Annotated in this window: 17 protein-coding genes; 10 read left to right on the top strand and 7 right to left on the bottom strand. The window is 71.9% G+C overall.

Annotation, left to right across the window (positions count from 1 at the left end; translation table 11 throughout):
* The first annotated feature begins 42 nt into the window (after window positions 1–42).
* Entirely contained in the window at window positions 43–207 is a 165-nt protein-coding gene (locus AB0M54_RS32030; RefSeq protein ID WP_364475439.1) for a hypothetical protein, read from the top strand.
* Here the strand turns inward: AB0M54_RS32030 and AB0M54_RS32025 are convergent.
* Window positions 204–1,073, bottom strand: coding sequence for an FAD-dependent oxidoreductase (locus tag AB0M54_RS32025; RefSeq protein ID WP_364475437.1), 870 nt, complete (start codon window positions 1,071–1,073; stop codon window positions 204–206). The genes AB0M54_RS32030 and AB0M54_RS32025 overlap by 4 nt on opposite strands.
* 78 nt (window positions 1,074–1,151) lie before the next feature.
* Here AB0M54_RS32025 and AB0M54_RS32020 point away from each other — a divergent pair, with 78 nt between their 5' ends.
* Entirely contained in the window at window positions 1,152–1,442 is a 291-nt protein-coding gene (locus AB0M54_RS32020) for a YiaA/YiaB family inner membrane protein (RefSeq protein WP_364323060.1), read from the top strand.
* Here AB0M54_RS32020 and AB0M54_RS32015 read toward each other — a convergent pair.
* Window positions 1,420–1,857, bottom strand: a complete 438-nt coding sequence (locus AB0M54_RS32015) for a DUF1810 domain-containing protein (protein WP_364475435.1) — start codon at window positions 1,855–1,857, stop codon at window positions 1,420–1,422. The genes AB0M54_RS32020 and AB0M54_RS32015 overlap by 23 nt on opposite strands.
* Window positions 1,845–3,956, bottom strand: coding sequence for a glycogen debranching protein GlgX (glgX, locus tag AB0M54_RS32010; RefSeq protein WP_364475433.1), 2,112 nt, complete (start codon window positions 3,954–3,956; stop codon window positions 1,845–1,847). The genes AB0M54_RS32015 and glgX overlap by 13 nt, the downstream gene beginning before the upstream one ends.
* A 27-nt stretch (window positions 3,957–3,983) precedes the next feature.
* Between glgX and AB0M54_RS32005 the strand changes: the two genes are divergently transcribed.
* From AB0M54_RS32005 to AB0M54_RS31980, 6 genes are all read left to right on the top strand, one after another.
* Window positions 3,984–5,312 carry an MFS transporter gene (locus AB0M54_RS32005; protein ID WP_364475431.1) on the top strand — a complete coding sequence of 443 codons (1,329 nt, stop codon included), beginning with the start codon at window positions 3,984–3,986 and terminating at the stop codon, window positions 5,310–5,312.
* Window positions 5,309–5,821: an AAA family ATPase gene (locus tag AB0M54_RS32000; RefSeq protein ID WP_364475429.1), complete on the top strand. Its 513-nt coding sequence runs from the start codon at window positions 5,309–5,311 to the stop codon at window positions 5,819–5,821. The genes AB0M54_RS32005 and AB0M54_RS32000 overlap by 4 nt, the downstream gene beginning before the upstream one ends.
* 12 nt (window positions 5,822–5,833) lie before the next feature.
* Window positions 5,834–6,472 (top strand): methyltransferase domain-containing protein, encoded by a 639-nt coding sequence (locus AB0M54_RS31995; RefSeq protein WP_364475427.1) that lies wholly within the window; start codon window positions 5,834–5,836, stop codon window positions 6,470–6,472.
* Window positions 6,469–7,209: an NUDIX domain-containing protein gene (locus tag AB0M54_RS31990; protein WP_364323047.1), complete on the top strand. Its 741-nt coding sequence runs from the start codon at window positions 6,469–6,471 to the stop codon at window positions 7,207–7,209. The genes AB0M54_RS31995 and AB0M54_RS31990 overlap by 4 nt, the downstream gene beginning before the upstream one ends.
* Window positions 7,206–7,685 carry a GNAT family N-acetyltransferase gene (locus AB0M54_RS31985; RefSeq protein WP_364323045.1) on the top strand — a complete coding sequence of 160 codons (480 nt, stop codon included), beginning with the start codon at window positions 7,206–7,208 and terminating at the stop codon, window positions 7,683–7,685. The genes AB0M54_RS31990 and AB0M54_RS31985 overlap by 4 nt, the downstream gene beginning before the upstream one ends.
* 177 nt (window positions 7,686–7,862) lie before the next feature.
* Window positions 7,863–8,630, top strand: a complete 768-nt coding sequence (locus tag AB0M54_RS31980) for a maleylpyruvate isomerase family mycothiol-dependent enzyme (RefSeq protein WP_364323043.1) — start codon at window positions 7,863–7,865, stop codon at window positions 8,628–8,630.
* A 3-nt stretch (window positions 8,631–8,633) separates the two neighbouring features.
* Here AB0M54_RS31980 and AB0M54_RS31975 read toward each other — a convergent pair whose 3' ends face one another.
* The gene (locus tag AB0M54_RS31975; protein ID WP_364475425.1) at window positions 8,634–8,768 is read right to left on the bottom strand and encodes a hypothetical protein; all 135 of its coding nucleotides are present in this window, start codon (window positions 8,766–8,768) and stop codon (window positions 8,634–8,636) included.
* A gap of 149 nt (window positions 8,769–8,917) precedes the next feature.
* Here AB0M54_RS31975 and AB0M54_RS31970 point away from each other — a divergent pair, with 149 nt between their 5' ends.
* Entirely contained in the window at window positions 8,918–9,949 is a 1,032-nt protein-coding gene (locus AB0M54_RS31970; protein WP_364475423.1) for a hypothetical protein, read from the top strand.
* Here the strand turns inward: AB0M54_RS31970 and AB0M54_RS31965 are convergent.
* Both AB0M54_RS31965 and AB0M54_RS31960 read right to left on the bottom strand, forming a co-directional pair.
* Window positions 9,889–10,425: a hypothetical protein gene (locus AB0M54_RS31965; protein ID WP_364323036.1), complete on the bottom strand. Its 537-nt coding sequence runs from the start codon at window positions 10,423–10,425 to the stop codon at window positions 9,889–9,891. The two genes, AB0M54_RS31970 and AB0M54_RS31965, sit on opposite strands and share 61 nt — an antisense overlap.
* An 11-nt stretch (window positions 10,426–10,436) precedes the next feature.
* Window positions 10,437–11,303, bottom strand: a complete 867-nt coding sequence (locus tag AB0M54_RS31960; RefSeq protein WP_364475421.1) for an LD-carboxypeptidase — start codon at window positions 11,301–11,303, stop codon at window positions 10,437–10,439.
* A gap of 83 nt (window positions 11,304–11,386) precedes the next feature.
* Between AB0M54_RS31960 and AB0M54_RS31955 the strand changes: the two genes are divergently transcribed.
* Window positions 11,387–12,109 (top strand): trypsin-like serine protease, encoded by a 723-nt coding sequence (locus AB0M54_RS31955; protein ID WP_364475419.1) that lies wholly within the window; start codon window positions 11,387–11,389, stop codon window positions 12,107–12,109.
* Window positions 12,110–12,120: 11 nt separating this feature from the next.
* On the opposite strand, the gene AB0M54_RS31950 is transcribed toward AB0M54_RS31955, so the two are convergent.
* Window positions 12,121–13,824, bottom strand: a complete 1,704-nt coding sequence (locus AB0M54_RS31950; RefSeq protein ID WP_364323027.1) for a P-loop NTPase fold protein — start codon at window positions 13,822–13,824, stop codon at window positions 12,121–12,123.
* Between the last annotated feature and the right edge of the window lie 55 nt (window positions 13,825–13,879).

The following is a 13,879-nucleotide window of genomic DNA, read 5'->3' as shown; positions in this document are numbered from 1 at the left end:
TGAGAAACGTAGACCCGGCCCGATCCCTGGCACAATGCGCGCATGGACGAGTCGGAGGAACACACTCTCGGACGCCGGGCCTTCTTCGGCCGGGCGCTGCTCGCGGTCGGTGGCGGGGTCGCGCTGCTGACGCTCACCGGTTGCCCCGGCGGCGACCAGGGCGATGACGATGACGACGGGGACGACGGCGGGGACGACGACGATTAGCCGATAGCGAGGCGTACGACCTCGGCGGCGCAGCCCCACGACAGGGTCATTCCGGCGCCGCCGTGGCCGTACGCGTGGATGATCTGGCCCTCGCGGGCGACCCGGGGACCACCGCGCCGGCAGGGCCGCAGGCCGACGCGTGAACCGATCACGGGCAGGCCGGCCACGGCGGGGACCAGGGCGGCCGTCCGGGACAGGATGCCGTCGGTGACCGCCGGCGACGGTGTCAGGTCCCAGTTGCCGGGCTCGAAGGTGCCGCCGAGCACCACGTCCGACGATCGCGGGTGCACGTAGGCGCCGGGCGTACGCACGGATTCGGTGAGGCCGGGATTGCGTACCAGAACGATCTGACCCCGCGCGGGAAACACCGCGTCATCACCCGCGAGGGTTCGCGCGGCCAGGCCGGAGGCATTCACCACCAGCGGAGCCTCAGCGAGCGCCTCGTCGAGCGACGCGACCGACCGCTGGACCACCGGGACCTGGGCCGACAGCCACGGCAGGTAGCGGGCCATCTCGGCCATCGGCGCGACGAACGCGGCCGAGTCGGTGCCGGTCACGGTCAGGCCGGGCGGCGCCCACCACAGGTCATCGACGGGCATGCCGACGTTGCGGGTCGGCCGCAGCAGCACGCCGGGCACCGACGCCGCGGCCTGGCGGGTGAACTCGTCGTACGCGTCCAGGGCCCACCGCCGCACCTGCGGGGTGTAGTCGGTGTACGACGGGTACCAGACCGCGGCCGAGATGAGCGAGACGGTGTGGTCGGGGCCGCCCGGCGACCAGACCTCGACGGCCAGGCCGGCCCCCTGCAGGCGTACGGCCGCCGTCAGCCCGATGATGCCCCCGCCGATGACGATCACGTCTGCCATGCCGTTATCGTCCCGCAAAGCTCAAGTGAGTACGCAACCTCAGGTCACCGACGTCACTACCGGCAAGCCTCTGCCGGCATGGAGAACAAGCCCGCCAAGCCGACCGCCGCCTTCATGGGACAGGCCGTCGCGTCCTTCGGCATCGCGCTCACCGCCGTGTCGGTGGGCATCGCCTACCTGCCGGTCAACGCCTGGATCCGCGGATTCCTGGCGATCGGCCTGCTCTACGTGGTCACGTCGTCGTTCACGCTCGCCAAGGTGGTCCGCGACCAGCAGGAGAGCTCGTCGGTGGTGAACCGGGTCGACCAGGCCCGGATCGACAAGCTGCTCACCGACCACGACCCGTTCAAGACGGGCGTGCCGCACTGAGCAGCTGGAGGGTGCGCTCGTCGGGGCCGTCGTAGAACCGCTCCAGCACCTGCTCGAACGGACGGGGGTCGGCAGCTGCCGCGGCGAACAACGTCATCGACGAGCGCAACTTCAGATCATCCGGATAGCCCAGGATGTCGGAGGCGGTCCGTTCCGGCGACGCTTCCAGGACCGCGGAGGCGGCGGCCAGAAGGCGAGGACCCAGGATCGGGTGCGCCAGGTACGCCTGAGCCTCGGCCAGCCCCGAGATGGCGTACCGGCCGGCGGTCGGGCTCGAACCCAAGCCGTCCAGCTGCGGGAAGATGTACCACATCCAGTGGCTGCGCTTGCGGCCCGCACGCAGCTCGGCCACCGCCTTCCCGAAGACGCCGCCGTCCTGCGCGCGTACGAAACGATCAAGGTCTAGTAGCGGCAACGCAGCACCACCATCGTGTGTCCGCCGACCGGCAGACCACCGCCGGCCTTGGTGACCCGCCGCCGGTTGGCGAGCATCGGGTCGGCCGTGCTCACCACGATCTCCCACGTCGAGCCGTACGCGCGTTGCGGCAGGGTGAACGTCACGTCCTCGCCGAGCGGGTTGAACAGCAGCAGGAACGAGTCGTCGCTGATCGTCTCGCCCAGCGCGTCCCGCTCCGGAATGCCCTTGCCGTTGAGGAACACGGTCATCGTCATGCCGCCGCGGGCGTTCCAGTCGGCCTCGGTCATCGGCTCGCCGTCGCGCCGCAGCCAGGCGATGTCGGTGACCTTGGTGCCGGGCACCGGTTCGCCCTGGAAGAACCGCCGCCGCCGGAACACCGGATGGTCCTTGCGCAGCTTCACGACGCTGGCGGTGAACCGGGTCAGCAGATCGTGGTTGCGGGCGTCGGCCCAGTCCATCCACGCGATCTCGTTGTCCTGGCAGTAGACGTTGTTGTTGCCGCCCTGGGTCCGCCCGAGCTCGTCGCCGTGCGAGACCATCGGCACGCCCTGGCTGAGCAGCAGCGTGGCCAGGAAGTTCCGTTTCTGCCGTTCCCGTAGCTTGTTGACCTCACTGTCGTCGCTGGGGCCCTCGGCGCCGCAGTTCCACGACCGGTTGTGACTCTCGCCGTCCCGGTTCTCCTCACCGTTGGCCTCGTTGTGCTTGTCGTTGTACGAGACCAGGTCGGTCAGGGTGAAGCCGTCGTGGGCGGTGACGAAGTTGATCGACGCGATCGGACGGCGGCCGTCGATCTCGTACAGGTCGGACGAACCGGCGAACCGCGACGCGAACTCCCCCAGGCTGGACGGCTCACCACGCCAGAAATCGCGGACCGAGTCACGGTACTTACCGTTCCACTCGGTCCACAGCGGCGGGAACCCGCCGACCTGGTAACCGCCGTCGCCGACGTCCCACGGCTCGGCGATCAGCTTCACCTGCGACACCACCGGATCCTGATTGACCAGGTCGAAGAACGCGGCCAGCCGGTTCACCTCGTGGAACTCGCGGGCCAGGGCGGACGCCAGGTCGAAGCGGAACCCGTCGACGTGCATCTCGGTGACCCAGTACCGCAGCGAGTCCATGATCAGCCGCAGCGACTCGTGGTGCCGCACGTTCAGGCTGTTCCCGGTGCCGGTGGTGTCGTAGTAGTAGCGCTTGTCCTCGTCGACCAGCCGGTAGTAGGCCGGGTTGTCGGCCCCGCGGAACGACAGCGTGGGACCCAGGTGGTTGCCCTCGGCGGTGTGGTTGTAGACCACGTCCAGGATCACCTCGATCCCGGCCGCGTGCAGCGCCTTGACCATCGTCTTGAACTCCTGCACCTGCCCGCCACGCCCACCGAACGAGGCGTAGCCGTTGTGCGGCGCGAAGAACCCGATGGTGTTGTAACCCCAGTAGTTCGACAGGCCCTTCTCGATCAGGCCGCTGTCGTGCACGAACTGGTGCACCGGCATCAGCTCGACCGCGGTCACACCCAGCTTCTTGAAGTGCTCGATCATCACCGGGTGGGCCAGGCCCGAGTAGGTGCCCCGGACGTCCTCGGGGATACCCGGGTGGTCGATCGTCATGCCCTTGACGTGGGCCTCGTAGATCACCGTCTGGTGCATCGGGACGCGCAACGGGCGGTCGTTGGCCCAGTCGAAGAACGGGCTGACCACGACCGAGCGCATCGAGTACGGCGCCGAGTCGCCCTCGTGGAAGGTGTCGGGCTCGCCGAACCGGTACGAGAACAGCGCCTGGTTCCACTCGATGTGCCCGTCGATCGCCTTGGCGTACGGGTCGAGCAGCAGCTTGCCCGGGTCACAGCGCAGGCCGGCGGCCGGGTCGTAGCGGCCGTGCACGCGGTAGCCGTACCGCTGGCCGGGCTCGATCCGCGGCAGATAGCCGTGCCACACCAGGGCCTCGCGCTCGGGCAGATCGACGCGGGTCTCCTTGCCGTCCTCGTCGAACAGGCACAGCTCGACCCGCTCGGCGACCTCGGAGAACAGGGCGAAGTTGGTGCCGCCGCCGTCGTAGGTGGCCCCCAGCGGGTATGGATTGCCCGGCCAAATCTTCGTCATCTCCACACCTTGGCACTATGTCAGGTGATGCCTGAACCCGCCCGGCGACGTCGCCTGCTCATCCTCGCCATCTGCTGCATGAGCCTGTTCATCGTCGGCCTCGACGTCACGATCGTGAACATCGCCCTGCCGAGCCTGCGCACCGACCTCGACGCCGACGTCTCGGGGTTGCAGTGGGTGATCGACGCCTACACGCTGGTGGTCGCGAGCCTGCTCATCCTGGGCGGATCCCTGGCCGACCGGTTCGGCCGGCGCCGCGTCTTCCAGACCGGCCTGGCCCTGTTCACCGCCGGGTCGCTGCTGTGCGGCGTGGCGCCGACGCTGGGCTGGCTGATCGCCTTCCGCATGCTCCAGGCGGTCGGCGGGTCGATGCTCAACCCGGTCGCTATGTCGATCATCACAAACACGTTCACCGACCGGCGGGAGCGCGCCCGGGCCATCGGCGTGTGGGGCGGCGTGGTCGGGCTGAGCATGGCGGCCGGCCCGGTGGTCGGTGGCCTGCTGGTGGCGTCGTTCGGCTGGCGGTCGATCTTCTGGATCAACGTGCCGATCGGGGTGGCCGCGATCGTGCTGGTCGCCGTGTTCGTCCCGTCCTCGCCGTCACGAGCACGGCGCTTAGACCCGGTCGGTCAGGTGCTTGTCCTCACGGTGCTGGCGTCGCTCACGTACGGCCTGATCGAACGCTTCTGGCCGGGTTTCGTCGTGGCCGCGCTCGCCCTCGTTCTCCTCGTGCGGCATTCCTTGACCCGCGAAGATCCACTTCTCGATGTACGGCTCTTCCGCCGCCCGCCCCTGGCCGGCGCCACCGTCATCGCGGTGTGCGCCTTCGCCGCGCTCGGCGGTTTCCTCTTCCTGACCACGATCTACCTGCAGGACGTACGCGGCTACAGCGCTCTGCACGCCGGCCTGTACATCCTGCCGATGGCCGCGATGACCTTCGTCTGCGCGCCGCTGTCCGGCCGCCTGGTCGGTGCCCGCGGCGCCCGCCCGCCCCTGGTGATCGCCGGCGTCTTCATCGGCCTGTCGGCGCTGCTGCTCACCCGGCTCACCGCGACCAGTCCCGCCGCGCTCCTGATCGTCGCGTTCGTGCTGTTCGGCATCGGTTTCGGCTTCGTCAACTCGCCGATCACCAACACCGCGGTCTCCGGCCTGCCGATCCACCAGGCCGGGGTGGCCGCCGCGATCGCCTCGACCAGCCGCAACACCGGGAACGCTCTGGGCGTGGCCGTGCTCGGCTCGCTCGTGGCCGGCGCCGCCGTGTGGTGGATCGTCGCCGCGCTGGGGGCGGCGATCGTCGTGCTCGGGGTGGCCAGCACGCGAGCCGTCCAAGATCAGCACGTATCCTCGACCGCATGAGCCCGCCCGCCCTGATCGTGGTGAGCGGGCAACCCGGCAGCGGCAAGACCACCCTGGCCCACGAGATCGCGCGCGCGGTGGGCTGTCCCGCGATCTGCCGCGACGAGATCCGCGAGGGCATGACCCTCGCGGGTACGCCGGACCGCACGATGCGCCGCACCTACGACGCGTTCTTCGACACCCTCGGCGTGCTGCTGCGGGCGGGCTGCACGGTCGTCGCCGAGGCCGCCTTCCAGGACCGGCTGTGGCGCCCGATCCTGTCCCCGCTGGCCGGCCTGGCCGCGATCCGGATCGTCCGCTGCCACGTCGACCCGGTCGTCGCCCTGGCCCGCGTCGAGCAGCGGTTGGCGATACCGACCCGGGCCGCCCACGACGACCGGGGCCACCTGTCCCGCCCGCCGGACGCGTCGTGGACCCCGATCAGCCTGGACGTGCCGACCCTGGACGTGGACACCACCGACGGCTACCACCCCGGCCTCGACCTGATCGCCGGGTTCGCCCGCGCGTGAGACCCTTCAGCCGTGGCCAGTCGATCACGTCCCCTGTTCGCCCGCCTCTACCAGCGAGCCAGCGTCGTGATGGACGAGCACGGTGTCGCCGCCCACCGGCGCGCCGCGGTGGCCGGCCTGCGCGGGCGCGTGATCGAGGTGGGCGCCGGTAACGGCCGGATGTTCGCCTGCTACCCACCGGCGGTGACCGAGGTGGTCGCGGTCGAACCCGAGCCCCACCTGCGCGCGGCGGCCCTCGACGCCGCCTCGGCCGCGCCGGTCCCGGTGACCGTGGTCGACGGGCTCGCCGAATCCCTGCCCGGCCCGGACGCCGCGTTCGACGCCGGCGTGACCGCCCTGGTGCTGTGCTCGGTGCCGTCCCAGGCCTCGGCGCTGGCCTCGCTGCACCGGGTGATCCGCCCCGGCGGGGAGCTGCGCTTCTTCGAACACGTCGCGGCCACCGAGCCCGGGGCGCTGCGGCGGGTGCAACGGATCATGGACAAAACCCTGTGGCCGCCGCTGATGGGCGGCTGCCACACTGGCCGCGACACCGCCGCCGCGATCACCGCGGCCGGGTTCCGGATCACGTCGATCGACCGCTTCGTGTTCCCGGCCACCGGCCCGCGTGGCCCGGCCGGCCCGCACATCCTCGGGAGCGCGACCCGCCCATGAAGCCCGACGTCTCCTGCGTCTTCGTCTGCCACGACGACGCCGGCCGCATCCTGCTGGCCCGCCGCTCGGCCGGCGCCCGCGACGAACCCGGCGCCTGGGACTGCGGCGCCGGCGCGATCGAGTTCGGCGAGACCTTCGAGCAGGCGGTCACCCGCGAGGTCACCGAGGAGTACGGCACCCCGCCGCTGTCGATCACCCAGCGCGGCGTACGCAACATCCTCCGCACCGACCCGCCGTCGCACTGGGTCGCGGTCGTCTTCTCGGTCCGCCTGGACGCCCGCCACGCCCGCATCGGCGAGCCGCACAAGTTCGACGAGCTGGGCTGGTTCACCGCCGACCGGCTCCCCTTCCCGCTGCACTCCCAGTTCCCCGAGACGCTGGCGCTGCTGGCCGAGAGCCGCGACCTGTCGTACGAGGGCGTGATCCGCTCCCTGGTCCGCGAGGTCCCCGAACTCCGCGAGGCGCTGGCCGCCCACATCGCCTCCCACGGCGAGGTCCTCCAGCACGTCTTCCTCGACCTCGACGTCACCCCGTTCGTCCTGGCCGCGTGGCGGGCCGGCGACACCGAGCTCGTGCGGCGCTGCCTCTACCTCCTGGAGGACGCGATGACCTCCACCGACCCGAGGACCCGCGGCCTGGCCGCCGCCTTCGTCGAGGGGGTCCAGCCCTGGGATCCCGCGGTCAAGCCGTTCGTCGCCCTCTGGCCCGCCGCTCTCTCGCGCCAGGCCGCGTCGTGACCGGCCTCGCGGTGACGGTGCGCCCGGCCTCCGACGCCGACGCGGCCGCCCTGGCCGGGCTGCGCTGGCGGCGGGCCACCCAGGACCACGACCACCAGGGCGACAACCTGGACGAGTTCGTCGCCACGCTGGCCGACTGGATGCGTACTCACCCCGGCCACCGGGCGTTCGTGGCCGAGGCCGGCGGCGAGGTCGTCGGGATGGCCTGGCTGGCCGTCCTCGACCGGGTGCCGACCGCGAACAAGTACTCGCGGCGCAGCGGTGACGTGCAGTCGGTGTTCGTCGTCCCCGAGCTGCGCGACCACGGGATCGGCGCCCAGCTGATGTCGGCCGTGCTCGACGAGGCCCGCCGGCTGGAACTGGAGCACGTGACGGTGCACTCCAGCGCCCGGGCCGTGCCGTTCTACCAGCGCAGCGGCTGGACGCACGACCGCGAGACGCTCAACTGGTCGTCAGCGCGTCCCCCGGGCGGGTGAGGCATCCGCCGGCCGACCCCACCGCGTGCAGGCCGGCGAGGTCGCCGGCTCGTCCTGGTGCCGACCGAACGAGGACCGCGGAACTGAGCCGGTTGACCGCCCGCGCCGCCGACGCCCTCGGCCCGGAGACCACCGAGATGCCGCGAAATTGGTTGACCTTGGTGGTAGACAGCCACAGTGGAACAAACCCTGGAATTCCCTGACCTGCTGCGCGCGATCGACGACCGGTCGGCCGCCTTCCGCGCGGCGGTCGCCTCCGCGCCCAGCCTCGACGTGACGGTGCCGACCTGCCCCGAGTGGACGCTGTTCGACCTGGTGAAGCATCTGGGCGAGGGGCGCCGCGCCTGGGCCGCCACGGTCGTCGCCGGGCCGCAAGCCACGGCGAAGGTCATACCGCAGGGTGAACCGGCCGCCCCTCGGGAGAGCGAGGCCCTGGCGGAGTGGTCGGCCGAATCCACGCGGCAACTGCTCGACGCCCTGCGGGAGGCCGGTCCCGATCGGGCCTGCTGGGCCTGGTGGGGCCGGTCGCAGTCGCCGCTGACCTGCGCCGCCGTCGCCCGGCGCCAGCTCGCCGAGATCGCCGTGCACACGTACGACGCCCAGCTCACCGTGGGCGCGCCGGAGCCGCTGCCGGACGCGATCGCCGTCGACGCGGCCGAGGAGTTCCTGACCACCTTCTGCACGACCACGGTCGCCTGGCCGCACGAGCCCGCGGTCGTCGACTACCACGTCGGCGAGGGCCGCTCCTGGCGCAACCAGCTCTCCGGCGACGGCGCCCGGGTGTTCCGCCTCGCCGGGCCCGGCCAGGCGGCCGACGCCACGGCCGAGGGCTCGGCCCACGAGCTGGTCCTCGCCCTCTACGGCCGGCTCCCGCTGGACTCCTTGAAGCTGGACGGCAACCGGCTCCTCTTCGACCAGCTGGTGGAATGGGATCCGGAGCGGTAGGGCTCAGTCGCCGGCCTGCGCGCCGTGCCGGAAGAAGTCGACGACCTGGCCGGCCGGGAGCCGGACGCCGAGACCGGAGATCGCGAGGAAGGCCTCGGCCAGGACCTCCGGCGGCAGGTCGGCCTCCTCGACACCCACCGTCCGGGCGATCCGCGCCGTGGCCAGGGCCGGGTCGCTGAGCAGCGGGATGACCGGACGTCTGGGACAACAACACCTTCCCGTTCTTCGACGTCGCGTGGTCGCCGCCGTGGCGGCGGGAACAGCGGGCCAGGGACGCCCTGCGCTGGATGGCCGACCTGGGGCCGGGGCGCCGGGCGTGGATGAGCGACATCGTCGGCGAACGGATCCTCGGCCCGGCCCCGGACCGGCCCAAGCACCATCGCGACCACCTCGGCCACGTCCGACCGGCGACGGAGCCGCTGGCCGGCCCCGGCGACTACGCCCTCGACCAGGCCACCCTGCGGAGCTTCCTGATCGAGCGGGCCGGGACACGGCTCGTCGGCCATGTCACGCTGGCCACGCCGCGGCGCTTCGACGTTCCGGACGGCCGACCGGACGCGACCGTCACGCTGCGCCTCGCCGAGATTCACGAGGCCCGGCTGGACAGCGCCGACGCCGGCGGCGCCGCCCTCGACGGGGCAACGATCCGGGTCGGCACCCGCGGCCTGCTGACCGGGTCGGGCGGCACGATCTCGGTCGACGACCCGTGCTGGCATCTGTCACCGGCCGGCCGGGCCGCGGATGCGATCACCCCCGTGGAACGGCCGTCGCGCGTCCCCGAGCCGGAACGGCGGGCCCGCCTCTCCGCCGGCGCCGTTGACGCGGCGCTGGTCCTGAAGTTCGCGATGATGCTGGTCCGCTCGGTGCGCTACGCCAAGCAGGTCGGCCGGGTCCCGCTCGGGGAGATCAGCGCCGCGCTGGCCGGGGCCGGCCACGCGGTGCTGTCGGCCGCGACGCGACCGTGGGGACGCCGCGACCGGGCGCTGCGCCGCCTCGCCGAGGGGTGGCTGGAGGCCAGCCCCTACCTCATCCACGAGCTGCGGCGCCTGATGCCGGACAACGCCTGGCTGAACGCGATGCCCGACCGCGGCCGCCCGGCACCGCCCGGCCGGCCGGACCGCGGTCAGCTCACGCTGGCGACCTTCCGCGACGGCGGGGCGCTGGTCACCCTGGCCGCGGCCGGCACGTGGGAGCTCAGCACGACCGAGCTGCCCGGCGCGGCGCGCATGACGCTCGACGCGGCCGCGTTCGCCGCGCCTCAGGTGGTGACCGGCGAGCCGTTCGCGCTGGGCGACGTCGTCACCGTCAGCGTGGCCTGATCGAGGACCGCCTCGACGCCGAGCGGGACGGCCGGGCAGCCCGGTCCCAGCGGGAGGCCGGCCACCACCGGGACGGGCAGGCCGCCGAGCTGGTCCTTCAGCACGTCGGTCAGCGTCCAGCCCCGGTCGGCGTAGCCGTCGAAGCCCGTGAACCGGCCCACGGCCACCCCGGCCACGCTCGCCAGGACACCGGCCCGGCGCAGGTGGGTCAGCTGGCGGTCGACCTGGCCCAGGCCGAGGGTACGTTCGCCGGTGAGCAGCAGGATGGCGCCGGTCAGGTCGGGCAGCCCGGCGCCGATCATCGCCCGGATCGCGGCCAGGTCGCCGCCGAGCAGCAGGCCGGTGGCGCGCCCGGGCACCCACGCCTCGCCGGTGACCCGGAGCGGCAGCACGCCGGGCGAGTCGCCGTGATGGCCGCCCACGCGGTGCCGGCGCCACGACTCGAGATGCCGGAACGTCGCTTCGCCCGTACCCATGAACTGTTCCATCAGTGGACCGCCGGGCCGGTGGTCAGGGTGCCGGCTTCGGTGTCGATGACGCCGGGTACGCCGAGCGCGAAGCACATCTGGTCGGCCCGGTGGCCGAACGGCAGCCCGCTCAGGATCGGCACGCCCAGCCCGCCCAGCCGGTCGCGGACGATGCCCAGCGCCACCTCCGCGTCCAGGCCGGCCTCGCAGCCGCTGAGGTCGCCGAGCGCGACGCCGCGGATCCCGGCCAGGAGCCCGCTGCGCCCGAGCGTCCAGAGGAACCGGTCGAAGTGCACGCCCTGCGCGCCCTCCAGGCAGAGGATGGCGCCGTCCAGGCCGGGCAGCCCGGCGCCGATGAAGTTGCTGACCGCGCCGGAGAAGCCGCCGGCGAGTACGCCCTCAGCGCGCCCGTCCACCAGGGCGGAACCGTGCAGGGTGATCGGTTCGGGCTCGAAGAGCAGCCGGCGGGCGGTGGCGTCGGTGCGGCCGCCGGCGCCGACGCAGCCGTGGATGGTCGCCAGGCCGGTCTGCGCCCAGAGCCACACGTGCAGGTTGGCGATGTCGCTGAAGCCGATCACCGGCTTCGGGTCGGCGCGGACGGCCTCGGCGTCGATGCCGTCGACGATGCGGTAGGCGCCCGCCCCGCCGGTCACCGCGACGACCGCGCGTACGCCCGGGTCGCGGAACGCCTCGTTCAGGTCGGCCAGGCGGTCCTCGTCGCGCCCGGCCATGTACCCGTGGCGGTCGCGGGCGTGCGTACCCACCTCGGGTTTCAGCCCCCACCCGGCCAGAACCGCGCCGACCTGCTCGACCCACGCGTCGTCGGCGAAGCTGGCCGGTGACACCAGCCGCACCCGGTCACCCTCATGGAGCCGTCTCCCCCGCACGGGCATGACCCTACCCATCGCATGGCGTTAGGCATCGTTCAGGATGTATCGATGAACGTCTCTGTAACGCTACTCTCCGTGGCATGCGTATCCTCGTGCGTACCCTCCTCCTCGCCGCCACCGTGGCCGTCGGGCTCGGCGTGCCCGCCGCCGCGAACGCCGACCCCACGCCGCTTGTCGTCGGCGGCCGACCGGCCAGCGAGAACTACTCGTTCCTGGTCTACAGCTCGGGCTGCACCGCCTCGCTGATCAAGGCGAACGGGGTGGTCACGGCCAAGCACTGCCCGACGCCCGGCTCGGTGCGGGTCGGCAGCGTCGACCGGTCCAGCGGCGGCACCGTCGTCGCGGTCCGCCGGGCGGTCAGCAACCCCACCATCGACGTCAAGCTGTTCGAGCTGTCGTCCTCCGTGTCGTACGCGCCGGCGCCGATCCCGACCACCTCGGGCGCGACCGGAACCGCCACCCGGATCATCGGCTGGGGCCAGACCTGCCCGCAGAGCGGCTGCGGCTCGGCGCCGCGGATCGCCAACGAGCTGGACACCTCGATCGTCGCCGACAGCCGCTGCTCCGGCATCAACGCCGGCTACGAGATCTGCACCAACAACACCAACGGCAACGCCGGCGCCTGCTACGGCGACTCCGGCGGCCCCCAGGTCCGCCAGATCAGCGGCCGCTGGAACCTGATCGGCGCCACAAGCCGGGCCGGCAACAACAACCCGACCTGCGCCACCGCCCCGTCCATCTACGGCGACCTGCCGTCCATCCGCTCCTGGATCAACACCCAGGTCGGCGGCCTACCCTCCTGACCCCCGTCCCCTCACCGGCCGCGGCCCACCCGCCGGACCGCGGCCGCGAGGGCGTCCATGTCCTCGTCGAACCGTTCCCGCGAGACCTTGACGAAGGTCAGTTCACGCCACGCCGCCGGAAGGTGCGCGGGGTCGGCGTCCGGCAGCAGCACGGGGATCACCCGTGCCGGGCCGGTCATCAGGAGTTCGACCTGCCGGCGTTGCTGGTCGCTGTATCCGGCGATGCCGCTGGTGCAGACCACGAAAGTCGCCGGGTCGTCGGTCGCCTTCCCGAAGACCTCGGACCAGTCCCCGCCCATGGCGACGTCCTCCGCGAAGTCGACTCTCAACCCGGCTTCGGACAGGGCACTGACGATGTCGAAGGCTTCCCGCCGCTTGTCGGCGGGATACAGGACCAGAGCGTCGTGCCGCACCCGGACCTCCGAGGTGTCCAGCGTCGAGATGCGCTGCTGATCGAGCAGGAACCGCACGCTGGCGTTGCGCAGCGCCGGGCCGGTCAGCCAGTCGACGCCCTGCCGTCCGGTCAGCAGGCGGCGCAGGTCGGCGTCGAGCCGCAGTTTCGTCGCGACCAGCGCCGCGGGGCCCGCGCCCTCGCCGGCACGATCGGCGTAGGTGTCCGGATTCCAGGTCGCCACCTCGGCCGGCAACTCGTCCGACCCGGTCAGCGCCTCGAACACGTCCGGCCACCGATGCTCCAGGCAGCGGGAGACCGCGAAGAAGCGGACCGGGATGCCCTCCGCGACGCCCGACAGTTCCTGGCTGATGGCGAGGTCGATGAGCAGGTTGTTGACGAACCGGATCAGCGCTCGCGGATTACCGCCCAGCGCCGCGGCCGCGACCGGGAGCACCGGTTCCAGCTCGGTGGCGATCTCGGGTGGCTGGTCCCGCAGCAGGATCCGGCAGAAGTCGTTCATGCGTCCCAGCGACGGCGGGATGTGGAACGGCAGCTGGACGATCTTGTCGAGGTAGAGCTCGCCCTTGAAGCCGGCGATGCCGAACTCGGTGGCGTAGCGGTGTTGCAGGTAGCCCTCGATCACCTTGCGGGCCACGCCGAGGATGAAGATGAAGCCCTGCTGCGCCAGCACCAGCTTGATGCTCTCCAGCAGCCGGATGGCCTGGTCCGGGAAGCAGCGGTCGAGATCGTCGATGAGCACGACGACCCGGAGGTCGCCGCGCAACCGCACCTCGTCCAGGCTGTTGAACGCTCCGAAGTAAAGGCTGCGGTCGAGCAGCGGGTCGGGGGTCAGCCGTTCGTCCCGCTCGATCATGTCCTTGGCGACGAACCCGGCCTCGACCTCGGCGAAACCGGGCACCTTCACCTTGGCCTTGGCCGAGAAGCCGTAGGCGATGGCCCGCAACGACCGGACCAGGTTCTTCCCGGTCTGGCCGAAGCGGGTCGCGAATCCCTGGTGGGTCTCCAGCGACCGCACGATCGTGCCGACCAGCGGGACGATCGGGTGTTCCTCCTGCTCGTACCGCCACGCGTTGAACCAGACCGTGACGATCTCGGGCTTGTCGTCGAGTTCCCGCTCGATCAGGCGCATCAGGCTGGTCTTGCCGGTCCCCCACTCGCCGAAGACGCCGATGGTGAACGGCCCCCGCGTCTCGGACGCGGCGCCGGCCAGAACCCGGGCGTAGGTGCCGAACCCGAGGCCGTCGGCGCCGCGCGCCTCGACCTCGCCGATGGCTTGATCAGTGAGCAGACCGACCTTCATGGACAGACCGTAGACGGGCAGCGACCGTCCGTCACCACGGCGGCGTTGTTACTCT

This window comes from Actinoplanes sp. NPDC051470, assembly GCF_040682035.1.
Classification (GTDB): Bacteria; Actinomycetota; Actinomycetes; order Mycobacteriales; family Micromonosporaceae; genus Actinoplanes.
Note: the sequence above shows the minus strand (reverse complement) of the source record. Positions and strands in the feature narration are given on the sequence as shown.

Excerpts from the sequence above, each read along its gene's own strand:
- AB0M54_RS32030 (WP_364475439.1), top strand. The coding sequence starts at position 43 with ATGGACGAGTCGGAGGAACACACTCTCGGACGCCGGGCCTTCTTCGGC.
- AB0M54_RS32025 (WP_364475437.1), bottom strand. The coding sequence starts at position 1,073 with ATGGCAGACGTGATCGTCATCGGCGGGGGCATCATCGGGCTGACGGCG.
- AB0M54_RS32020 (WP_364323060.1), top strand. The coding sequence starts at position 1,152 with ATGGAGAACAAGCCCGCCAAGCCGACCGCCGCCTTCATGGGACAGGCC.
- glgX (WP_364475433.1), bottom strand. The coding sequence starts at position 3,956 with ATGACGAAGATTTGGCCGGGCAATCCATACCCGCTGGGGGCCACCTAC.
- AB0M54_RS32005 (WP_364475431.1), top strand. The coding sequence starts at position 3,984 with ATGCCTGAACCCGCCCGGCGACGTCGCCTGCTCATCCTCGCCATCTGC.
- AB0M54_RS32000 (WP_364475429.1), top strand. The coding sequence starts at position 5,309 with ATGAGCCCGCCCGCCCTGATCGTGGTGAGCGGGCAACCCGGCAGCGGC.
- AB0M54_RS31990 (WP_364323047.1), top strand. The coding sequence starts at position 6,469 with ATGAAGCCCGACGTCTCCTGCGTCTTCGTCTGCCACGACGACGCCGGC.
- AB0M54_RS31970 (WP_364475423.1), top strand. The coding sequence starts at position 8,918 with ATGGCCGACCTGGGGCCGGGGCGCCGGGCGTGGATGAGCGACATCGTC.
- AB0M54_RS31965 (WP_364323036.1), bottom strand. The coding sequence starts at position 10,425 with ATGGGTACGGGCGAAGCGACGTTCCGGCATCTCGAGTCGTGGCGCCGG.
- AB0M54_RS31955 (WP_364475419.1), top strand. The coding sequence starts at position 11,387 with ATGCGTATCCTCGTGCGTACCCTCCTCCTCGCCGCCACCGTGGCCGTC.
- AB0M54_RS31950 (WP_364323027.1), bottom strand. The coding sequence starts at position 13,824 with ATGAAGGTCGGTCTGCTCACTGATCAAGCCATCGGCGAGGTCGAGGCG.